This is a genomic window from Acerihabitans arboris (assembly GCF_010131535.1).
GTDB classification, from domain to species: Bacteria; Pseudomonadota; Gammaproteobacteria; order Enterobacterales; family Enterobacteriaceae; genus Acerihabitans; species Acerihabitans arboris.
Map to the genome: position 1 here is coordinate 26,504 of NZ_WUBS01000019.1, position 20,531 is coordinate 47,034.

Annotated in this window: 19 protein-coding genes; 15 read left to right on the forward strand and 4 right to left on the reverse strand. The window is 60.5% G+C overall.

The window, feature by feature from the left end:
* Positions 1 to 63 precede the first annotated feature (63 nt).
* The 4 genes from GRH90_RS26360 (at position 64) to GRH90_RS22450 (ending at position 3,837) form a co-directional block, all read left to right on the forward strand.
* Positions 64 to 318 (forward strand): hypothetical protein, encoded by a 255-nt coding sequence (locus GRH90_RS26360; protein WP_246236201.1) that lies wholly within the window; start codon positions 64 to 66, stop codon positions 316 to 318.
* Positions 319 to 601: 283 nt separating this feature from the next.
* Complete coding sequence (locus tag GRH90_RS22440; RefSeq protein ID WP_218586281.1) at positions 602 to 1,639, forward strand: NAD(P)H-quinone oxidoreductase; 1,038 nt, start codon at positions 602 to 604, stop codon at positions 1,637 to 1,639.
* Positions 1,640 to 1,783: 144 nt separating this feature from the next.
* Positions 1,784 to 2,506, forward strand: coding sequence for a tetratricopeptide repeat protein (locus GRH90_RS22445; protein WP_162368206.1), 723 nt, complete (start codon positions 1,784 to 1,786; stop codon positions 2,504 to 2,506).
* A gap of 173 nt (positions 2,507 to 2,679) precedes the next feature.
* Positions 2,680 to 3,837, forward strand: coding sequence for an MFS transporter (locus GRH90_RS22450; protein WP_162368207.1), 1,158 nt, complete (start codon positions 2,680 to 2,682; stop codon positions 3,835 to 3,837).
* Positions 3,838 to 3,883: 46 nt separating this feature from the next.
* Here GRH90_RS22450 and GRH90_RS22455 read toward each other — a convergent pair whose 3' ends face one another.
* Positions 3,884 to 4,810 carry a LysR family transcriptional regulator gene (locus tag GRH90_RS22455; protein WP_162368208.1) on the reverse strand — a complete coding sequence of 309 codons (927 nt, stop codon included), beginning with the start codon at positions 4,808 to 4,810 and terminating at the stop codon, positions 3,884 to 3,886.
* Between the two features lie 124 nt (positions 4,811 to 4,934).
* Between GRH90_RS22455 and lysA the strand changes: the two genes are divergently transcribed.
* Positions 4,935 to 6,197 (forward strand): diaminopimelate decarboxylase, encoded by a 1,263-nt coding sequence (gene lysA, locus GRH90_RS22460; protein WP_162368209.1) that lies wholly within the window; start codon positions 4,935 to 4,937, stop codon positions 6,195 to 6,197.
* A 161-nt stretch (positions 6,198 to 6,358) separates the two neighbouring features.
* Here lysA and GRH90_RS22465 read toward each other — a convergent pair whose 3' ends face one another.
* Positions 6,359 to 7,171 (reverse strand): formate/nitrite transporter family protein, encoded by an 813-nt coding sequence (locus tag GRH90_RS22465; RefSeq protein ID WP_162368210.1) that lies wholly within the window; start codon positions 7,169 to 7,171, stop codon positions 6,359 to 6,361.
* Between the two features lie 175 nt (positions 7,172 to 7,346).
* Positions 7,347 to 7,670, reverse strand: coding sequence for a PTS lactose/cellobiose transporter subunit IIA (locus GRH90_RS22470; protein WP_162368211.1), 324 nt, complete (start codon positions 7,668 to 7,670; stop codon positions 7,347 to 7,349).
* Between the two features lie 194 nt (positions 7,671 to 7,864).
* Here GRH90_RS22470 and GRH90_RS22475 point away from each other — a divergent pair, with 194 nt between their 5' ends.
* From GRH90_RS22475 to GRH90_RS22495, 5 genes are all read left to right on the forward strand, one after another.
* On the forward strand, positions 7,865 to 9,217 hold the full coding sequence (locus tag GRH90_RS22475) for a PTS sugar transporter subunit IIC (protein ID WP_162368212.1): 1,353 nt from the start codon (positions 7,865 to 7,867) through the stop codon (positions 9,215 to 9,217).
* 8 nt (positions 9,218 to 9,225) lie between these two features.
* Positions 9,226 to 10,662 carry a glycoside hydrolase family 1 protein gene (locus GRH90_RS22480; protein WP_162368213.1) on the forward strand — a complete coding sequence of 479 codons (1,437 nt, stop codon included), beginning with the start codon at positions 9,226 to 9,228 and terminating at the stop codon, positions 10,660 to 10,662.
* A gap of 11 nt (positions 10,663 to 10,673) precedes the next feature.
* Positions 10,674 to 10,991, forward strand: coding sequence for a PTS sugar transporter subunit IIB (locus GRH90_RS22485; protein ID WP_162368214.1), 318 nt, complete (start codon positions 10,674 to 10,676; stop codon positions 10,989 to 10,991).
* A 102-nt stretch (positions 10,992 to 11,093) separates the two neighbouring features.
* Positions 11,094 to 11,852 (forward strand): GntR family transcriptional regulator, encoded by a 759-nt coding sequence (locus GRH90_RS22490; RefSeq protein WP_246236205.1) that lies wholly within the window; start codon positions 11,094 to 11,096, stop codon positions 11,850 to 11,852.
* Complete coding sequence (locus GRH90_RS22495; protein WP_162368216.1) at positions 11,852 to 12,316, forward strand: GNAT family N-acetyltransferase; 465 nt, start codon at positions 11,852 to 11,854, stop codon at positions 12,314 to 12,316. Before GRH90_RS22490 ends, GRH90_RS22495 begins: the two co-directional genes overlap by 1 nt.
* An 8-nt stretch (positions 12,317 to 12,324) precedes the next feature.
* On the opposite strand, the gene galR is transcribed toward GRH90_RS22495, so the two are convergent.
* Positions 12,325 to 13,326, reverse strand: a complete 1,002-nt coding sequence (gene galR / locus GRH90_RS22500; protein WP_162368217.1) for an HTH-type transcriptional regulator GalR — start codon at positions 13,324 to 13,326, stop codon at positions 12,325 to 12,327.
* A gap of 204 nt (positions 13,327 to 13,530) precedes the next feature.
* Between galR and GRH90_RS22505 the strand changes: the two genes are divergently transcribed.
* The 5 genes from GRH90_RS22505 to lplT all read left to right on the forward strand — a co-directional run bounded on the left by GRH90_RS22505 (position 13,531) and on the right by lplT (position 20,506).
* Positions 13,531 to 15,798: a molybdopterin guanine dinucleotide-containing S/N-oxide reductase gene (locus GRH90_RS22505; protein WP_162368218.1), complete on the forward strand. Its 2,268-nt coding sequence runs from the start codon at positions 13,531 to 13,533 to the stop codon at positions 15,796 to 15,798.
* 380 nt (positions 15,799 to 16,178) lie between these two features.
* Entirely contained in the window at positions 16,179 to 16,385 is a 207-nt protein-coding gene (locus tag GRH90_RS22510; protein WP_162368219.1) for a hypothetical protein, read from the forward strand.
* A gap of 33 nt (positions 16,386 to 16,418) precedes the next feature.
* The gene (locus GRH90_RS22515; RefSeq protein ID WP_162368220.1) at positions 16,419 to 17,138 is read left to right on the forward strand and encodes a GNAT family N-acetyltransferase; all 720 of its coding nucleotides are present in this window, start codon (positions 16,419 to 16,421) and stop codon (positions 17,136 to 17,138) included.
* A gap of 9 nt (positions 17,139 to 17,147) precedes the next feature.
* Positions 17,148 to 19,304 (forward strand): bifunctional acyl-ACP--phospholipid O-acyltransferase/long-chain-fatty-acid--ACP ligase, encoded by a 2,157-nt coding sequence (gene aas / locus GRH90_RS22520; RefSeq protein WP_162368221.1) that lies wholly within the window; start codon positions 17,148 to 17,150, stop codon positions 19,302 to 19,304.
* Complete coding sequence (gene lplT / locus GRH90_RS22525; protein WP_162368222.1) at positions 19,301 to 20,506, forward strand: lysophospholipid transporter LplT; 1,206 nt, start codon at positions 19,301 to 19,303, stop codon at positions 20,504 to 20,506. Before aas ends, lplT begins: the two co-directional genes overlap by 4 nt.
* Positions 20,507 to 20,531 lie beyond the last annotated feature (25 nt).

The window sequence follows — 20,531 nt, forward strand, 5'->3', positions numbered from 1 at the left end:
AAGTTATGTTACTGGTTTCAGGCGGCAACCAATTTCGTAATAAGGAGAGGCGGATAGTTGGTGATGCTGAAACATGAAGATCTGCCGGGCCTGCGCAAGCTGAGCCAGGTACGCGCGCAAAGCGCGGCGCGCGGCCTGCGGCGCATCAGCATCCTGGCCGGCAACGGCGGTCTGTTTTTACCGCAGGAAATGCGGCGCGGCGCGGACGGGGCGATGACCGGGTTTGCCTATCCGGAAATGCTGGTGCGGGTTTGCGCGCTGTTCCAGGCGGGCAGGGCCGAAGAGGCCGAAGATCTGTTTGATATTTACCTGCCGTAGCTGCACCATGAATTCCAGTACGGCATCGGCCTGGCGCGGCGCAAGGAAACCCTGCGCCGCCGGGGAGCGATCCGCAGCGCGGCGGTGCGTCAGCCCGGCCCGGTGCTGGATGGCGACGATATGCGCGAATTGGGCCAGCTGATCGCCCGTCTTGAACTGCGGTTGCGGGAACATAGCACGGCGGATAGCTGAGTCGCGGCCTAAAATAGGCTAATCTAGGTTACATCGGATCGTTAATTCTTTATCCCGACGCAGGGATTAAAACTATGTTACAGGGCTATCTATGACTTCATCCACCGTTCCCGCCACCATGCAAGCCGTCAGGATTAAACAGCCCGGCGGCCCCGAGCAGCTGATCCCGGTCGAGCTGCCGGTACCCCGTCCCGGCCCCGGCTATCTGTTGGTCAAGGTCGCCGCCGCGGGCGTTAACCGCCCCGACGTAATGCAGCGCCAGGGGTCCTATCCGCCGCCTCCCGGCGCGTCCGAGCTGCCGGGGCTTGAGATTGCCGGCGAGGTGGTGGCGCTGGGCGCCGGCGCCGGACGCTTTGCCGTTGGCGACAACGTGTGCGCCCTGGTGGCCGGCGGCGGCTACGCCGAATATTGCGTGGTGCATGAAACCAACGCGCTGCCGGTGCCGCAGGGTTTGTCGCTGCTGGAAGCGGCGGCGCTGCCGGAGACCTTTTTCACCGTTTGGGTCAACGTGTTCCAGCGCGGCAAGCTGCAAAAAGGCGACATCCTGCTGGTGCACGGCGGCACCTCCGGCATCGGCACCGTGACGATTATGCTGGCCAAGGCCTTTGGCGCCACGGTGCTGACCACCGTCGGGTCGGAAGAGAAATGCGCGGCGGCGCGCAAGCTTGGCGCCGACCATGCCATTAATTACCGCACCGGGGATTTTGTCGCCGAGACGGCGCGCCTGACCGACGGACACGGCGCGGATGTGATTGTCGATTTGATCGCCGGGGACTATGTGGCGCGCAACTACGCGGCGGCGGCGGTGGACGGCCGCATCGTGCAAATCGGCGTGCAGAACGGCCCGGCCAAAGAGCTGAACCTGATGAACATGCTGGCCAAGCGTTTAACCCATACCGGGTCGACGCTGCGTCCGCGCCCGGTGGAGGATAAGGCCGCCATCGCCGCCGATCTGCAACTGCAGGTCTGGCCGCTGCTGGCCGCGGGCAAGATCCGCCCGCTGATTGAACGGGCCTTTCCCTTGCGCCAGGCGTCCGACGCCCATGCGCTGATGGAGGGCGGCACGCATATCGGTAAAATCATGCTGGTGACCGACGCCCATGCGGAGCTACTGGCCGGCAATAGCTGACCGACGTCGGCGCGGAGGATCTCCCGGAGCGGCAGACCGGTTTTTTCGTTAAGCCGGATTAACCTTTCCGGCCGCATCTTTACTTATGGCCCCCGGCGCTTCATTATCGCGGGTGAGCGATGGCATCAGCAATATGGGCAGGGGATGGACAGGATACTGAAGGCCGGGGCGATCGCCCTGGGGTTGCATGGCGCGTTAAGCTATGCGACGCCAAAAGATGAGCAGATCAAAACCGACTGCGCGCGCATTGATGATTATGCACAGGCGGGGAATACGGCGTATCAGCAGGGCCATATGGATCGCGCGGTGGACGAGTTTACCGCCCAGGCCGCCTGGAGCGAATTTTGCCGCCTGCCGCCCGGGGCAATCAATACCGCCTATAACAACGTCGCGCTGGCCCTGATCCATTCCGGCGAGCCGTTGAAGGCCGCGGCCTGGCTTTCCCTGGCGCCGGCTGATGACAAAACCCGCGTTAACCTGGCGTTGATACAACCGGTGCTGGATCGCCTGCGGCCCGCGCTGGCCGCCACCCCGATGGGCAACTATTGGCGTTATGCCGGCAAGGGGGTATGGAGCACCATCGCGGTACAGCCCGAGGGCAATGTGTGGAAAATCAGCTTTAACGGTTTTTATATGCCGGTGATGGGCATGTACTACGGCCCGAATATGGGCGAGTTTTCCGTGGTGCAGTCGCTGGAGGGCGGCCATGGCGTCTATCGCCAGGATGAACAGGCCGACGGGTCGTCCTGCCAGGTGAACATGACCTTTAAAGCCGACGTGGCAACCCTGGAGACCCTGTCCGGCGACTGCGGATTCGGCGTGAACGTGCGGGCAAACGGCGACTTTAAGCGCGTCTCGCTTTACTGAGCGCGCAACGGTCTTGGCGTCATGCGCGTTGCGTGTTATTTTAACAATATTATAACGATTTAGCTGACCACATTATTTCAACCACCTTGGTTGCTGCCCCTCTTCCTGGCGTACTCTCGTTATCGATAAAAATCTCTCCGGCCCGCGGGCAGGATCATGTATGGGAGTCTGTTATGCCTGTTGCTCTTCTGGCCCTGGCGCTAAGCGCGTTCGCCATCGGGACGACTGAATTTGTCATCATGGGATTATTGCCGCAGGTGGCGGAAAGCCTGGCGGTTTCGCTGCCGGACGCCGGCTGGCTTATCAGCGGTTACGCCATCGGCGTGGCGGCGGGGGCGCCCATCATGGCAATCCTGACCGCCCGCCTGCCGCGTAAAACCTGCCTGGCGTTATTGATGGTGATATTCATTATCGGCAACGCCATGTGCGCCATGGCCTACGGTTATGGCCTGCTGATGCTCGCCAGGGTGGTCACCGCGCTCAGCCACGGCGCTTTTTTCGGCATCGGCGCGGTGGTGGCCGCCGGTCTGGTGCCGGCCCATCGCCGCGCCTCGGCGGTGGCGCTGATGTTTACCGGCCTGACGCTGGCCAATGTGCTGGGCGTGCCTATCGGCACCTGGCTGGGACAGCTGTATGGCTGGCGCGCCACCTTCTGGGGCGTGTCGGCCCTTGGCATCGTGGGTTTTATCGCCCTGCTGGCCAGCCTGCCGCCGCAGCGTGACGCGGCGCCCGCCAACCTGGCCCGGGAATTTGCCGCGCTGCGCAACGGCCGCCTGTTGTTGTCGCTGCTGATGACGGTCTGTTTTGCCGCCGCCATGTTCACGCTGTTCAGCTATATCGCGCCGCTGCTGCTGCAGGTGACCGGCGTCAGCGATCGTGGCGTCAGCTGGACGCTGTTTTTAATCGGCGCCGGCTTGACCCTGGGCAACCTGATCGGCGGCCGGCTGGCCGACTGGCGGGTTTCCTTTAGCCTGATGCTGAGTTTCGCCATGATCGCGGTGTTCTCGGTACTGTTTTTCTGGACCAGCCACGCGCTGCTGCCGGCGGAAATCACCCTGTTCTTTTGGGCGCTGGCCACCTTCAGCACCATCCCGGCGCTGCAGATTAACGTGGTGGCCCATGGCGAGGACGCGCCCAACCTGGTGTCGACGCTGAACATATCCGCTTTTAATATCGGCAACGCCCTGGGCGCCTGGGCCGGCGGCAAGGTCATCGCCACCGGGCTCGGGCTGACCACGGTGCCGCTGGCGGCGGGAGTGATGGCCCTGTCCGGGCTGCTGGTGTGCCTGCTGACTTTCTATCGTTCCCCGGGCAGGCCGGTGACCGCATAACCTGACCACAAGCGGGGCCCAACAGGCTGGCGAACGGGTCACCGGGTCACGGCTGTGCCAGCGCGGCGTCCAGCCGGGCGGGAACGGCGGCGGCAAAGGCATGCAGGTAATCGATAAAATGGCTGACCAGGGCCGATGCCGGGCGGTGTAGCGGCCGGATCAGGCTGACCGTGAACGGCACCGGGAGACTGAACGTTTTCAGCACCACGCCGCTGGCGGCATAGTCGAGCGCGGTAAGCGGGTTGACGATGGAAATCCCCACCCCGGCGCGCACCATGGCGCAGACCGACGCGGCGCTGTGGGTTTCCACCACCATACCGCGCTCAACGCCCGCCTGGCTGAACAGCCGGTCCAGCAGCTGGCGATAGCTGTCGGTGGCCGACAGGCTGATATACGGCTGCCGGTGAAAATCCTGCGGGGTCAACTGCGCCCGTTGGGCGAGCGGATGGCCGGCGGGCAGCACGCAGACCTCGTTAAGCGTCATCAGGGTCTCGCGTTCGGTGCCGGCGGGGGTAAAGGTATTTTCCGTCAGGCCGATATCGTGGCGCTGGGCGGATAGCCACTCTTCCAGCAGCGGCGATTCCTGCGGCACCACGCTCAGGCTGACCGCCGGATGACGGGTAAAAAAATCCCGGCACACCTGCGGCAGCAGCGATTGGGAAAATACCGGCAGGCAGGCCACCGAGAGCTGCGCCTGGTGAAATTCGCGGATGGCCCGGGCGGCGCTCAAAATACGATCCAGGCCATAATAGGAACGCTGTACCTCTTCAAACAGCCGCAGGCCTTCGCCGGTGGGTTTCAGCCGGCCCTTGACGCGCTCGAACAACGTCATTTGCAGCAGATGCTCGAAGCGCGCCAGCTCACGGCTGACCGTCGGCTGCGAGGTATTCAGCAATGCCGCCGCCTCGGTAAGATTGCCGGTGGTCATCACCGCGTGGAATATATCGATATGCCGTAATGAAATCGCCGCCATCCTGTTCTCTCCATGCCGAAAGTCCATATCATAGATGAATAGCTGATGCCAAAATAGATATTTTATCGATAGACCCGCATTGATAAATAATAGCGCATAGCAGCATAAAACAGACGGGGAACCCATGCCACACAGCCTGTACCACACCCAGAGCGCGCTTAACGCGGTCAACTTGCGTCAACTTTTCCAGCGTTACGGCGGTCCGGTCTGGGCGTATGAAGCCGAGGTGATTATCGAACGCATCCGCCAATTGCGGCGGTTCGACGTGATCCGCTTTGCTCAGAAGGCCTGTTCCAACACCCATATCCTGCGCCTGATGCGCGAACACGGGGTGAAAGTAGACTCCGTGTCCCTGGGTGAAATCGAGCGGGCGCTGGTGGCGGGCTACCGGCCGGGACAAACGCCGGGCGAGATCGTGTTTACCGCCGACGTGTTCGATTGCCCGACCCTGCAGCGGGTGGTGGAGCTGGCCATCCCGGTCAACGCCGGATCGGTGGATATGCTCGAACAACTGGGGCGGCATTCGCCCGGACATGAGGTATGGCTGCGCATCAATCCCGGTTTCGGCCACGGCCACAGCCAGAAAACCAATACCGGCGGCGAAAACAGCAAACACGGTATCTGGCATGCCGATCTGCCGCAGGCCATCGCGCAGATTAAGCGTTATGGGTTAACGCTTATCGGTCTGCATATGCATATCGGCTCCGGGGTGGATTATGACCATTTGCGGCAGGTCTGCGCGGCGATGGTGCGGGAGGTTATCGCCTCCGGCCAGGATATTCACGCCATCTCCGCCGGCGGCGGGCTGTCGGTGCCGTACCGGTTTGGCGAGGAGGCCGTCAATACCGAACACTATTTTGGCCTGTGGGACGCCGCGCGGCGGGAAATCAGCCGCCATCTGGGCCATCCGGTCCAGCTTGAGATTGAGCCTGGACGTTTCCTGGTGGCGGAATCCGGCGCGCTGGTGGCGCGGGTGCAGGCGGTCAAGGACATGGGCAGTCGCCACTTTGTGCTGGTGGACGCCGGTTTCAACGATCTGATGCGCCCGGCGATGTACGGCAGCTATCACCATATCTCGGTGATCCCCGCCGAAGGCGGCGAGCCGGACGGGCGGCCGGAAATTGAAACGGTGGTGGGCGGCCCGTTGTGCGAATCGGGGGATGTGTTTACCCAGTTGGCCGGCGGCGGCATCGAGCCGCGCGTATTACCCGCCGCCCGGGTGGGCGATTATCTGGTATTCCATGATACCGGCGCCTACGGCGCCTCGATGTCGTCCAATTACAACACCCGTCCGCTGTTGGCGGAAGTCTTGTTCGAGCAGGGCCGCCCGCGCCAGATCCGCCGCCGCCAGACGCTGGATGAACTCCTGGCGCTGGAACGGCTGTAGCGCCGGGCAACCCTTTTTGCCACACTTCGCCCCGGGGCCGGCGCCGGCGGACGCCTGAAGTGCCCATAAGGAGTGCCTGTACGTAGTGGACTACCACCCTTGGCGAGCGGCGACGGCGACTGACGCTCAATAAGCCGCAGGCACGCCGCCAAGCCGGCGTCTCAGGCTTTGCCGCGCTCGGCCGCCGGCGCGCGTATTGCGGTTTCCGCCGCCAGCGGGCGATAGGCGATATAATACACCAGCGCGACAAAGATGGCGCCGCCGGCGGCATTGCCCAGGAACACGCCCGGGAAATTGCCCCAGTATTCTGCCCAGGTCGCCTGGCCGGCAAAGATCGCCGCCGGGATGACGAACATATTGGCCACCACGTGCTGGAAGCCTAGATCGACAAACGCCATGACCGGGAACCAGATACCCAATATCTTGCTCGCCACGTCCTTGCCGCTATACGCCAACCATACCGCCAGGCTCACCAGCCAGTTGCAGCCGATGCCGGAAATAAAGGCGTGCAGGAAATCGGCGGAGATCTTCGCCTGGGCGGTGGCCACGGTTTTAGCCAGAAACGCGCCTTCGGTCAGGCCGAGCACATGGCCGAAAAACCACGCAATCACAATGCTGCCGGCAAAGTTGGCCAGGGTAATCCAGAACCAGTTGCGCAGCAGCGATATAAAAGAGATTTGCCGCGCCAGCCAGGCGATCGGCAGCGTCATCATATTACCGGTCAGCAGTTCGCCGCCGGCGATAAGCGTCAGCACCAGCCCCACCGGGAATACCGAGGCCCCCAAAAAGACGCCGAACGACCCCCAATCGGCGGGCAGGCTGGCGGTAACGTGGATATCCAGCATAAAACCGAGCGCGATATACGCGCCGGCCAGGCAACCGAGCACCAGTAAATAAGGCAAGGGCGCACGGCTTTTGGCCGTGCCCATTTGTACAGCGATTGCCGTGACTTCTTTAGGGGAATGAAAAGACATGGTGTTTTATATGTTAAAAGAAAGTGGTGATTCGCATCATATCCTCCCCCCGGCGCGAAGCCAATCGATTGACCGTTAAAAGAGTGTTAAAAATTAAAACACCGCGCCGCGCCGCCGGGACCGCGGGCCGGTAAACGCCCCGCCCGCCGTCGGCGCGATTTCCGGCAGGCATGGGTCAGCGGGCGGCCAGGTCCGCCAGCTCGCGGCGCAACAGGATGAATTCCTCCGCCAGATCCTGGCACAGCATGGCGGTCATCAAATGATCCTGCGCGTGGACCATGATCAGGTTGACCGGCACTTTACCCGCCCCTTCGTCCAGCCCGATCAACCGGGTCTGGATGGCGTGGGCGCGGCGCGAGGCCTGGCGCGCCTCGTCCATCATCTCACCCGCTTCATCCCACCGCCGGCCCCGCGCCGCCTGGATGGCGCTCATGCTCGCGGACCGGGCTTCGCCGGCGTTAATCAGCAGCTCCATCACCGTTTGTTCAAAATCTTCCATCCGTCACCTCTATTGGTATGCCAAATTTGGTAATTTCATCATATTGGAATTCCAATGTTGTCTTGTGAGAGCATGATCACAGAAAAATAATTCAATTACGCTAGTTTTTGGTATGCCAAACCCATAAAAATACGCCGGCTACCGGCAAACGTGCAATATCAACAGGTTTAACTCACTGATGATGAGGTGGTGTCATGTCATTTAAGGATCGTATGATCGATTCCCTGGGATCGTTCGCCACTAAATTTAATAGCTTCCGCTATATCATGGCTATCAAGGCGGCGTTTATTACCTTAATGCCGGTGATCATCGTCGGCGCGTTTTCGGTACTGATCTCCAATATGGTGCTCGACCCGGTCAACGGGCTCGCCAGTTTTAAATTCTTTGCGCCGCTGGCGACGCTCAAACCCATCATGAGCAGCATTAACTACGCCACCCTGAATTTTTTAACCATCGGCGCGGTATTTCTTATCGGGATTGAACTGGGCCGCCTTAACGGGTCGCGCACCTTATTTCCCGGGCTGCTGGCGGTAATTTGTTTTATCGCCGTCACGCCGACCACGCTGCAATTAATGGTCGGCGACCAGATGATGGTGGTCAAGGACGTGCTGGCACGACAGTTCTCGGATACCAAGAGCCTGTTCCTCGGCATGTTCATGGCGATTTTATCGGTGGAGGTCTATTCGCGCCTGGAAAAGGTGGATAAATTCCGCATCAAGATGCCGGACAGCGTGCCGCCCAATGTTTCCGCCTCGTTTACCGCCCTGATACCGGCGATCATTACCGTGGTGCTGCTGGCAACCTTCGGTTTTGTTTTCCAGCGCGTCACCGGCATGTATTTGTACGATGCGGTGTATAAAGTGGTGCAGGAGCCGCTGGAATCCGTGGTGCAAAGCCTGCCGGGAATACTGGTGCTGATGTTTGTCGCCCAGCTGTTCTGGGTAATCGGCATTCACGGCAATCAAATGATTAAACCGATTCGCGAACCTTTATTGCTCGGCGCCATTACCGTCAATATGACCGCGTTTGAACAGGGCAAGGATATTCCCAATATTATTACCATGCCTTTCTGGGATGTGTATATGAGCATCGGCGGTTCCGGTCTCACCATCGGGTTATTGATGGCGGTATTATTTACCTCTAAGCGCAAGGAAATGAAGGAAATAGCCAAATTATCCCTGGGCCCTTCGTTCTTTAATATTAACGAACCGGTGATCTTCGGCATGCCGATCATGCTTAATCCGATCCTGGCCATTCCTTTTATTATCACGCCGCTGGTAACCGGCACCATCGGCTATTTCGCCACCAGCCTGGGATTTGCCGCCAAGGCGGTGGTGATGGTGCCCTGGACCACGCCGCCGCTGATTAACGCCTGGCTATCCACCGCCGGATCGATGGGCGCGGTGGTCACCCAACTGTGCTGCATCGTGGTGTCGTTCCTGATTTACCTGCCTTTTGTGCAGGTGGCGTCACGCCGCGCGGATCAGGCGCAGATAGCGGCGGAAATGAGCGAATCTACCCGTACAGAAACCCTTAAATCATCGTGAGGCTGGACATGAGCAAGGTTACCATCGCCATCCCGGCGGATTTTATCCTGGGCGCCGCGGCGTCCGCCTGGCAGACCGAGGGCTGGAGCGGCAAGAAACCGGGCCAGGATTCCTATCTCGACCTCTGGTATAAACAGGATCGCCATGTATGGCATAACGGCTACGGCCCGGCGGTGGCCACCGATTTTATCCATCGCTACGCGGAAGACGTGGCGTTGATGAAGCAGGCCGGACTGACCCATTACCGCACGTCGATTAACTGGTCGCGTTTCCTGCTGGATTACGAACAGGTGATTGTCGACGAGGAATATGCGTCCTATATCGATAATTTTCTCGACGAGATGCTCAGGCAAGGCATTGAGCCGATGATCTGCCTGGAACATTACGAACTGCCGGCCTATCTGCTGGAAACCTACGGCGGCTGGCAGTCAAAGCATGTGGTGGAGCTGTTTGTCGGTTACGCGGAAAAAGTGTTTGCCCGCTATGCCGGCAAGGTTAAACGCTGGTTTTCCTTTAACGAACCGATTGTGGTGCAGACCCGGGTTTACCTGGATGCCCTGCGTTATCCTTATGAACAGAATACCGATAAATGGATGCAGTGGAATCACCATAAAATCCTCGCCACCGCCCGGCTGGTGCAGTTGTTCGAGCAGCAAGGCTACCGGCGCGACGGCGGATCCCTGGGCGTTATCCTCAATCCGGAGGTGACCTATGCCCGCTCCAGCGCGCCCCATGATCAGAAGGCGGCGCATATTTACGACCTGTTTTATAACCGGGTGTTCCTCGACCCGTTGCTGCTGGGGGTATACCCGGCGGAGCTAATCGAGCTGCTGCGCCTGCATGGCGTGGAGTGGCATTACGACGAACAGGAGCTGGATATCATTCGCCGCTATCCGGTCCATGAGGTGGGGATTAATCTTTATTACCCCCATCGGGTGAAGGCCCCCAGCCGCCAGTGGAATGAACATACCCCGTTCCATCCGGCTTATTATTATGAGCCGTTCGAGTTGCCCGGACGGCGGATGAATACCTCGCGCGGCTGGGAAATCAATCCCAGGATTGTCTATGACATGGCGCAGCGCATGAACCGGGATTATCCGGATATGCCCTGGTTTATCGCCGAAAACGGCATGGGCATTGAAAATGAGGCGCGTTTTAAAAACGCCGAAGGCGAGATCCAGGATGATTACCGTATCGACTTTATCGCCGAACATCTGTACTGGGCGTTAAAAGCCCGTGAGGAAGGCGCGCGCTGCCTGGGTTATATGCTGTGGGCGTTTACCGATAACGTGTCGCCGATGAACGCCTTTAAAAATCGCTATGGGCTGATTGAAATCGATTTGCAGCAGCAGCTGCGCCGGCAGCCGAAAAAATCCGCCGCCTGGTTCGCCCGCTTAAGCGCCGCCCGCACCCTGGCGTTAACGCTGGATGATGAAGATAAATAAGAGGAATACCTATGAAACGTATTGTCCTGGCCTGTTCCGCGGGCATGTCCACGTCGCTGGTGGTGACCAAAATGGAAAAGGAGGCGGCCAGCCGGTCGCTGGAATATATGATCTACGCCATTCCCGAACAGAACCTGCGCGATGAGCTGCAGACCTTTGGTAATGATATCCTGGTGGTGCTGCTGGGGCCGCAGGTGCGTTTTAAGCTGGCGGAGAACAAAAAGCTCACCGATGAGTACCAGATCCCCATCGCGGTAATCGATTCGGTGGCCTATGGAACTTTAAACGGCGCAAAAGTACTGGATCAGGCCCTGGGTTTGTTACACTAACCCGCGCGACGACAGGCGACACGTTGCCGTCAAGCCTGTCGCCCTGTTGCGGGCATGTCGTGGTTGAGGTTACGCGTTAACGGGCGAGGGGAAGAAGGTGTGATGTTGCAGGAAAAAAAACAGTATCAGGAAATTGGCCGGGACCTGCGGCAAAAGATCCAATCTGGTCATTACCCGGTCGGTACGCGTCTGCCCCCCGAACGTAATATCGCGGAAACCTACGGCGTCAGCCGCACCATTATCCGCGAGGCCCTGCTGATGCTGGAACTGGAGGGCGTGGTGGATATCCGCCAGGGATCCGGCGTGTATGTGATGCGCATCCCGGGCGGCGATGCCGAACAGGATCCGCGTTGCCTTGAAAGTGAAGTGGGGCCGTTCGAACTGCTGCAGGCCCGCCAACTGCTGGAGAGCAATATCGCCGCGTTTGCCGCCAAGATGGCCACAAAAATGGACATTGAAAACCTGCGCCGTTCGCTGGAACAGGAGCAGCGCGATATCATCACCAACGAGCGCAGCGTGAACAATGATAAGCTGTTTCACGAACTGATTGCCGGGGCAACGCAAAACCAGATGCTGCTGGAAACGGTAAAATCCATCTGGCTGCGGCAGGAATCCAGCGCGCTATGGCAACAGCTTTACAGCCATATCGATACGCGTTCCCTGCGGCTGCGCTGGCTGGCGGATCACCAGAATATCCTGGTGGCCCTGCGCCGGCGGGATGTGATGGGCTCCTATCAGTGCATGTGGCAGCATATGGAAAGCGTCAAAAATACCCTGATGGAAATTTCCGATGCCGATGCGCCGGAATTTGACGGTTTCCTGTTTGAATCGGTACCGATTTTCCAGGGTAAGCTGGTCTGATGCCGATAGTGATTGCCCCATTGGTAGACCATGCCCGGCATAAGGAACTGGTGATTGACTGGTTATGGCGCGCGTTCGGCAACGGCGCCGGCCGCGGTTTTTACGCCGCCATCGTCGGCAGCAGCCTGAGGCGGGAAGGCTTGCCCATCACTTTTATCGCCCTCGACGGCGACCGGCCGGTGGGCACCGTGGGACTATGGCGCTGCGATTTGTTAAGCCGCCAGGATCTGACCCCCTGGCTGGCGGCGCTGTATGTGGATACCGACTACCGGGGCCAGGGTTTGGGACGGCGGTTGCAAGCCTTTGTGCGGGACTTCAGCCGGCGCGCCGGTTTTGCCAATCTCTATTTATACGCCACCTTCACCGGCTATTATGAACGTCACGGCTGGGAGCCGATCGGCGTCGGCGTCGAATATCCCGATATGCCGGTGCATATTTATCAATCGCGGGCGGATGCGCGGTAAATCACGCTTTACGGCGGCGGCGCTACCGAGTGACGCCGCACCAGGGTAGGACTGAAGGTATTGGTCACCTCCGGCAGCGGATCCCCGTTTGCCAGCGCCAGCGCCAGCTGCGCCGCCTGGGTGGCCATCGCCACCACCGGATAACGGATGGTGGTCAGGCGCGGGCGCAGGTAACGGGAAATCAGCACATCGTCAAAGCCCACCAGCGACATTTCTTCCGGCACGTCGATACCGTTATCGCTTAATACCGCCAGCGCGCCGGCGGCCATCGAATCGTTGTAACAGGCAATGGCGGTAAAATTCCGCCCGCGCCCCAACAGGCTGGTAATGGCCTGTTCGCCCCCCACCTCGTCGGGTTCGCCGTAGGCGATAAGCTTTTCATCCAGCTCGATATTATGATCCTTCAGCGCATCCAGATATCCCTGCAGCCGATCGGTGCTGTCGGAAATGGGGTGGCTGGAGCAGATAAACGCAATGCGCCGGTGTCCCTGCTGGATCAGATGGCGGGTCGCCAGCCAGGCGCCGTAACGATCGTCAAGGGCCACGCAGCGGCTGGCGTACGCGGGCAAAATGCGGTTGATCAGCACCATGCCCGGAATATGCGCCATCAGGGCGTTAAGCTCCTCTTCCGGGATCATCTGCGCATGCACCACCAGCGCGGCGCAGCGGTGGCGGATTAACTGCTCGATGGCCTGCCGCTCCTGTTCCAGGATATGGTAGCCGTTGCCTATCAGGAGAAAATTGCCGGTGCGGTAGGCCACCTGCTCCACCGCCTTAACCATGGCGCCGAAAAACGGATCGGACACGTCCGACACAATCAGTCCCACCGTTTCGGTGGATTGCTGCGCCAACGCCCGGGCATTGGCGTTGGGGTGATATTGCAATTCCTCCATGGCGCCAAGCACCGCCTGGCGCGAGTTATCGCTGGCTTTCGGTGAATTATTGATAACGCGTGAGACGGTGGCGACAGATACGCCCGCCAGTTTAGCTACATCCTTAATGGTGGCCATATCGCTTGCTAGCTCTCGTAGGGTAATCGTTTACATTTATCAGTTTTACGGAAAAAACCCGTCGATGCAAGGTGTTGGCGCACACCTTTGACGATCGGTACGGTATAAATGAAAATTAGCGCCGCAAAGAGACTTTCGTGCTTTGTCGCGGTCGGGCAAATGATGTTATTTTTATGTTTCAATTCCTGACAAGACAGAGACTGCATGACCATTTCACGTTTTCCTCAATTGGCCCACTGGGGGGCGTTTACGGCGGTGGTCGAGGACGGCAGGTTAATCCGCTGCGAGCCATTCGCCGGTGACCCGGACCCGTCGCCGATGCTGGATTCCATCGCGCCGATGCTCTATTCGGACCGGCGTATCCGCAAACCGGCGGTGCGCCGCTCCTGGCTGCAGAAACGGGAACACAGCGACGGCGCGCTGCGCGGGCGCGAAGACTTCGTCGAGGTTGAGTGGGATGTGGCGCTGGATCTGATTGCCGACGAAAACCGGCGGGTACGCGACCGCTACGGCGCGTCCGGCATATTTACCGGCTCTTACGGCTGGTCCTCCGCAGGAAGGGTGCATCATGCCCGCTCGCTGGTCAGGCGTTTTCATTTTGCCGGCGGCGGGGCGGTGGACCAGGCGGGCAACTATAGCTGGGGCGCCGCGCAGTTTTTCCTGCCCCATATTATCGGCACCTTTAGTCCGTTAACCGGCCGGGTCACCGCATGGCCAAGCGTTATCGCACACTGTGAACTGTTTATCGCCTTTGGCGGCCTGGCGCTGAAAAACGCCCAGGTCTCTTCCGGCGGCGCCGCCGAGCATACGCTTAAGCCGTGGCTTGAACAGTTGGCCGCCAAGGGTACGCCGGTCATTAATATCAGCCCGACCCGTGATGATTGTCCCGGTTTCCTGCAGGCGGAATGGATCCCTATCCGGCCGAATACCGATGTGGCGCTGATGCTGGCCCTGGCCTATGAAATCCAGCGGCACGGCGCGCAGAATGACGCTTTCCTGGCCGGATATTGCGTCGGCTATGAACAACTGGCGGGTTATCTGCGCGGCCAGGGGGACGGCATTGCCAAAACGCCGGCCTGGGCCGGCGCCATTACCGGCATACCGGAGGAGCGCATTAAACGCCTGGCGCGGCAGCTTGTCGGCGTGCGCAGTTTTATGACCTGTTCTTATGCCGTCCAGCGGGCGCACCGGGGCGAACAGCCCTATTGGATGGTGATCGCCTTGTCCGCCATGCTGGGGCAGATAGGCCTGCCGGGCGGCGGTTTTGCCTTTGGCCACGGCTCGATGAACGGCGTCGGCAATCCCCGGCTGGACGCCCAGGCGCCGACCCTGCCGCTCGGGCCGAATGCCGCCGCCGCGCTGACCATTCCGGTAGCCCGTATCGCCGATATGCTGCTCTGTCCGGGTGGGGAATACACTTTCCAGGGCGAGGCGCGGCGCTACCCTGACATCCATATGATCCACTGGGCGGGCGGCAATCCCTTCCATCATCATCAGCAGCTTAACCGGCTGCTGGAGGGCTGGAGCAAACCCGACACCGTGGTGGTGCAGGATATCTGGTGGACGCCGGCGGCAAAACTGGCGGATATCGTCCTGCCGGTGACCACCTCCCTCGAGCGCAACGATATCGGCGGTTCCTCGCGCGACAGCTACGTGCTGGCCATGCATCAGGCCGTGGCGCCGCTGCATCAGGCGCGTAACGATATTGATATTTTCGCCGACCTGGCTGAGCGCCTGGGCTATCGCGAGGCGTTTACCGAAGGGCGGGGCGAGCGGGACTGGATTGAACATCTTTTCCGCCAAAGCGCGCAGTCCCACGCCCGCGCCGGGCATGAATGGCCGTCGTTCGCGCAATTCTGGCGGGAAGGCCATATCAAGGTGCCCGCGCCCGCGCGGGATTTTATCCTGCTGGGCGATTTTCGCCGCGACCCCGCGGCCCATCCGCTTAAAACGCCGAGCGGGCGCATCGAGCTGTTCAGCACCACTATTGCCGGCTTCGACTATGCCGATTTTGCCCCGCATCCGCAGTGGCGACCGCCGGTGGAATGGCTGGGCAGCGCGCTGGCCGCAACTTATCCGCTGCACCTGATTTCGCTGCAGCCCAAGGATCGGCTGCACAGCCAGCTTGACCCCGCGCCGCTGGCGCAGGGCAATAAAACCGCCGGCAAGGAAACGCTTTATATCCATCCCGAGGATGCCCGCCGGCGCGACATCGCCGACGGCGAGCTGGTGGAGGTGCATAACCAGCGCGGCCGGATCCTGGCGGGCGCCAGGCATGATGACGGCGTGGCGCCCGGGGTTATCTACATGGCGACCGGATCCTGGTTTACGCCGGGCTGGCAAGGCGACCAGGCCGGTATTGAACAGTCCGGCAATCCCAATGTACTGACCCTGGATATCGGCACCTCGCCGCTGACCCAGGGGCCGAACGCCATGAGTTGCCTGGTGGAGGTGCGTAAGCTGCGTACCTGATGGCCATAACCAGGTGGCGCGGAATCAATCATGGGGTAAAATTTACAGTTGGTTTCATTTCGAGCGGTAATCTTGCGATTATGCGGTAGTTTAATCAGGTTGCGGGCTATAGAGTAGGTACTCCCAGAGGTATTGATTGGTGAGAAATCAACATACTCTGTATGTTGAAACCATTTCAGTTGCACCAACCTACGCGGATGCGTAGGTTTTTTTTTGCCCGCGATGTTTACCTCCCCGCCGCTTGAATTGCACAAAGCCACATTCCGTCTTTTCTATTTCAGGTTAAAATTTGCGGCCAACACCCCCTTTGCAGTAGTTTAGGCGACACGCCCCTGAAGGATTGGCTTTAGGATGACGTATTAAAAACTATAAAGAGAACCATGATGCGCCTGCCCCTTTCTTGCCTGCTGTTTTCGCCGGCGTTGCCCGCCGGCTGCTTTGTCCGCGCCGATCTGGCGGCAGCCGGACCGGCACGACCGTCGCCGGTCCAGGGGCATATGTCGATTCGCAACGCCATTGAGTCAGCCATACGGGCCACGCCGCTTTATAGGCAGGGCGATACCATCATCGTGGCCAAAAAACCGTAATATTCACCGATTACCGGGCGAGAGGATAAAAACATGCAACAGGCACCTCTGGTAAATGAGTACCACCAGCCTATTGGCGCGGGGCTACCGGATTGGCAGCCCCGGCCGTTACCGCAAAAAATCTCCCTTGCCGGCCGGTTCTGCCGCCTGGAACCGCTGGCAATCGGCCATAGTCCGGCGTTGTTCAGCGCCTGGCACAGCATTGGCGACGAGCGCGACTGGACCTATTTTTCCAGCCGTCGCCCGGCAAGCGCCGCCGCGTGCGATGCCCTGGTTGCCGCCAACGCGGCCAGCGCGGACCCGTTGCATTACGCGGTCATCGACCAGGCGACCGGCAAGGCGGTAGGCTCGGTGGCGTTGATGCGCATCGACCCGGTCAACGGCGTGCTGGAAATCGGCTGGGTCAACTGGTCGCCGCTGATGAAACGCTCCGCCTGCGGCACCGAGGCGATTACCCTGCTGCTAAGCTATATCTTCGACACCCTGGGTTACCGGCGCTGCGAATGGAAATGCCATAGTCTAAACCTGGCCTCCAACCAGGCTGCCAGGCGGCTGGGCTTCCAGTACGAGGGCACCTTCCGCCAGGCGGTGGTGTCCAAAGGCCATAATCGCGATACCTGCTGGTACTCCATTATCGATGGCGAATGGCCTGCCGTCGGCCGGGCGCTGCGAGCCTGGCTGGATAAAGATAATTTTAGCGCCGGGGGCGGGCAAAAACGGCCGCTGGCGGACTTCAGGTCCGCAAACCTATAAGGAGATGGTATGCTTTTTTCCCTGTTGCGCCGGCTGTTCCGGCTGCTTTACCGGGTGGAACTGGTCGGTGATACGCTGGTGTTGCAACAGCCCAAGGTCATGATTACCCCGAATCATGTTTCCTTTATGGACGGTATCCTGCTGGCGCTGTTTCTGCCGGTGAAACCGGTATTCGCCATTTACGCCACTATTACCGACGTGTGGTATATGCGCGTGGTAAAACGTTATGTGGATATCTTGCCGCTCGACCCCACCAAGCCGCTGAGCATTAAACAGCTTATCAGGTATGTCGGCAGCGGCCGGCCGATAGTCGTCTTCCCGGAGGGCCGGATTTCGGTCACCGGATCGCTGATGAAAATCTATGACGGCGCGGCGTTCGTGGCGTCCCGCTCGGGCGCGACGGTAGTGCCGGTATGGCTGGACGGGCCGGAGCTGACGCCGTTCAGCCGCATGGGCGGCATTATCAAGCGCCATTGGTTTCCGAAAATCACCATTCACCTGCAAAGCCCGGTTTCCCTGCCGATGCCGGAGGCGCCCAGGGCGCGCGATCGCCGCCGGCTGGCCGGTGAAAAACTCCATCGCATCATGATGGAGGCGCGCATGGCTTCCCGGCCCCGGCAAACCCTCTACCAGGCGCTGCTGGCGGCGTCGCGCCGTTATGGCGCCGGCAAGCCCTGCATCGAGGACATTGCCTTTAGCGCGGACAGCTATCGCGGATTATTGAAAAAAATCTTCGGCGTCAGCCGGATACTGGAGCGCTTTACCGCCCGGGGCGAGCACGTCGGCCTGCTGCTGCCCAACGCCACCATCACCGCCGCCGCCATCCTCGGCGCCGGCCTGCGCGGCCGTATCCCCGCGCTGCTGAACTATACCTCCGGCGCCAACGGCATCAACAACGCCCTGAAAGCCGCCGCCATCACCACCATCGTCAGCTCGCGCCAGTTCCTGGACAAAGCGAAGCTGACCGGCCTGCCGGAACAGGTGACCGGGGCGCGCTGGGTCTACCTGGAAGATCTGAAAGACACCGTGACGCTTGCGGACAAGCTCTGGATCCTCGGCCATTTAGTGTTCCCGGCCCGCGCGGAGGCGGCGCGGCGACCAGGCGACAGCGCGCTGGTGCTGTTTACCTCCGGTTCGGAAGGCACCCCGAAAGGCGTGGTTCACTCCCATGACGGTATTCTGGCCAATATCGAGCAAATCCGCTCGGTGGCCGATTTTACCCCGCGCGACAAATTCATGTCGGCGCTGCCGCTGTTTCATGCGTTCGGCCTTACCGTCGGGCTGCTGACCCCGTTGCTGACCGGGGCGCGGGTATTGCTCTACCCCAGCCCGCTGCACTACCGCATCATCCCCGAGCTGGTCTACGACCAGAACTGCACCGTGCTGTTCGGCACCTCGACCTTCCTGGCGCAGTACGGCCGGCTGGCCCATCAGTATGATTTTGCCCGGGTGCGTTATGTGGTCGCCGGGGCGGAAAAACTGTCGGAAAACACCCGGCTGCTGTGGCAGGAGAAGTTCGGCATCCGCATCCTCGAGGGGTATGGCGTTACGGAATGCGCGCCGGTGGTGGCGATTAACGTTCCGCTGGCGGCGAAGACGCATACCGTCGGGCAGATCCTGCCCGGCATGCAGGCGCGGGTCATCACGGTGCCGGGCATTGAACAGGGCGGCCAGCTACAGCTGCGCGGCCCCAATATCATGCGCGGCTACCTGCGGGTGGAGCATCCCGGCGTGCTGGAAACCCCGGCCGCCGACAACGCGCAGGGCGTGCGGGAAGAGGGCTGGTACGACACCGGCGATATCGTCACCCTGGACGCACAGGGGTTCTGCGTCATCCAGGGCCGGGTAAAACGCTTTGCCAAGCTGGCCGGCGAAATGGTGTCGCTGGAAAGCGTCGAGCAACTGGCATCCAGGGTATCGCCTGACGCCCGGCACGGCGCCTCCGCCAAAAGCGACAATACCAAAGGCGAAGGCCTGGTGCTGTTTACCACCGATGCCGGACTGACCCGGGATCGGCTGTTGCAACAGGCCCGCCAGGACGGCATTACGGAAATTTACGTGCCGCGCGATATCCGGCACATCGACGCGCTGCCGCTGCTCGGCAGCGGCAAACCCGATTTTGTTGCATTGCGAAAGATGGCGGAAGCCCCGGAGTCCAAGGGATGAATCAGTTCGAAATAACCTCGACCGGCTTATTATCCCGACCGATGCTGGCGGTGATGTCCGCCCAGTTTTTTTCCGCGTTCGGCGATAATGCGCTGCTGTTCGCCACCCTGGCGCTGATTAAACAGCAACAGTACCCGGAGTGGAGCCAGCCGGTGCTGCAAATGCTGTTCGTCGCCGCCTATATCGTGCTGGCGCCTTTTGTCGGCCAATTCGCCGACAATTTTGCCAAAGGCCGGGTAATGATGGTGGCCAATACCTTTAAGCTGGCCGGCGCGCTGCTGGTTTGTTTTGGGTTTAATCCGTTTGTCGGTTATTGCCTGGTGGGCATCGGCGCCGCGGCGTATTCCCCGGCCAAATACGGTATCCTGGGAGAACTGACGCAGGGCGGGCAACTGGTCAAGGCCAACGGGCTGATTGAGGCCTCGACCATCGCCGCTATCCTGACCGGCTCCGTGGCCGGCGGAGTCCTGGCCGACTGGCACCTGATCACGGCGCTGGCGGTATGCGCCCTGACCTATGGCGTGGCGGTGGTGGCGAACCTGTTTATCCCGCGGCTGGCCCCGGCGCGGCGCGACAGCTCATGGCATCCGGCGCGCATGGTGGGCCATTTCAGCAAAGCCTGTGGCCAGCTCTGGCATGACGGCTATACCCGCTTTTCACTGATCGGCACCAGCCTGTTCTGGGGAGCCGGGGTGACGCTGCGTTTCCTGCTGGTGCTCTGGGTGCCGGTGGCGCTGGGGATTAACGATAACGCAACGCCCACCACGCTCAACGCCATGGTGGCGGTGGGCATTGTCTTCGGCGCCGCCGCCGCGGCCAGGCTGGTGACGCTTGAGACGGTGCGGCGCTGCATGCCGGCCGGCATCCTGATGGGCGTGGTGGTGGTGGCGCTGTGCCTGCAGCATCATCTGCTGCCGTCCTATCTGCTGTTGGCGCTGATTGGCATTCTGGGCGGCTTTTTTATCGTGCCGCTCAATGCCCTGCTGCAACAGCGCGGCAAAGAGAGCGTGGGCGCCGGCAATGCGATTGCGGTGCAGAATTTCGGCGAGAATATCGCGATGTTGCTGATGCTGGGATTGTATTCGCTGGTGGTCAGGCTGGACGTGCCGGCCGTCATTATCGGCGTGGGTTTTGGCGTGTTGTTCGCGTCGGCGATCGGCTTGCTGTGGCTGACCACCCGCAACGGTAAAACCGTGCGCTGAATCCGCTATCCGGCCGCCCGGGCCG

Excerpts from the sequence above, each read along its gene's own strand:
- GRH90_RS26360 (WP_246236201.1), top strand. The coding sequence starts at position 64 with ATGCTGAAACATGAAGATCTGCCGGGCCTGCGCAAGCTGAGCCAGGTA.
- GRH90_RS22440 (WP_218586281.1), top strand. The coding sequence starts at position 602 with ATGACTTCATCCACCGTTCCCGCCACCATGCAAGCCGTCAGGATTAAA.
- GRH90_RS22445 (WP_162368206.1), top strand. The coding sequence starts at position 1,784 with ATGGACAGGATACTGAAGGCCGGGGCGATCGCCCTGGGGTTGCATGGC.
- GRH90_RS22450 (WP_162368207.1), top strand. The coding sequence starts at position 2,680 with ATGCCTGTTGCTCTTCTGGCCCTGGCGCTAAGCGCGTTCGCCATCGGG.
- GRH90_RS22455 (WP_162368208.1), bottom strand. The coding sequence starts at position 4,810 with ATGGCGGCGATTTCATTACGGCATATCGATATATTCCACGCGGTGATG.
- lysA (WP_162368209.1), top strand. The coding sequence starts at position 4,935 with ATGCCACACAGCCTGTACCACACCCAGAGCGCGCTTAACGCGGTCAAC.
- GRH90_RS22465 (WP_162368210.1), bottom strand. The coding sequence starts at position 7,171 with ATGTCTTTTCATTCCCCTAAAGAAGTCACGGCAATCGCTGTACAAATG.
- GRH90_RS22470 (WP_162368211.1), bottom strand. The coding sequence starts at position 7,670 with ATGGAAGATTTTGAACAAACGGTGATGGAGCTGCTGATTAACGCCGGC.
- GRH90_RS22475 (WP_162368212.1), top strand. The coding sequence starts at position 7,865 with ATGTCATTTAAGGATCGTATGATCGATTCCCTGGGATCGTTCGCCACT.
- GRH90_RS22480 (WP_162368213.1), top strand. The coding sequence starts at position 9,226 with ATGAGCAAGGTTACCATCGCCATCCCGGCGGATTTTATCCTGGGCGCC.
- GRH90_RS22485 (WP_162368214.1), top strand. The coding sequence starts at position 10,674 with ATGAAACGTATTGTCCTGGCCTGTTCCGCGGGCATGTCCACGTCGCTG.
- GRH90_RS22490 (WP_246236205.1), top strand. The coding sequence starts at position 11,094 with ATGTTGCAGGAAAAAAAACAGTATCAGGAAATTGGCCGGGACCTGCGG.
- GRH90_RS22495 (WP_162368216.1), top strand. The coding sequence starts at position 11,852 with ATGCCGATAGTGATTGCCCCATTGGTAGACCATGCCCGGCATAAGGAA.
- galR (WP_162368217.1), bottom strand. The coding sequence starts at position 13,326 with ATGGCCACCATTAAGGATGTAGCTAAACTGGCGGGCGTATCTGTCGCC.
- GRH90_RS22505 (WP_162368218.1), top strand. The coding sequence starts at position 13,531 with ATGACCATTTCACGTTTTCCTCAATTGGCCCACTGGGGGGCGTTTACG.
- GRH90_RS22510 (WP_162368219.1), top strand. The coding sequence starts at position 16,179 with ATGATGCGCCTGCCCCTTTCTTGCCTGCTGTTTTCGCCGGCGTTGCCC.
- GRH90_RS22515 (WP_162368220.1), top strand. The coding sequence starts at position 16,419 with ATGCAACAGGCACCTCTGGTAAATGAGTACCACCAGCCTATTGGCGCG.
- aas (WP_162368221.1), top strand. The coding sequence starts at position 17,148 with ATGCTTTTTTCCCTGTTGCGCCGGCTGTTCCGGCTGCTTTACCGGGTG.
- lplT (WP_162368222.1), top strand. The coding sequence starts at position 19,301 with ATGAATCAGTTCGAAATAACCTCGACCGGCTTATTATCCCGACCGATG.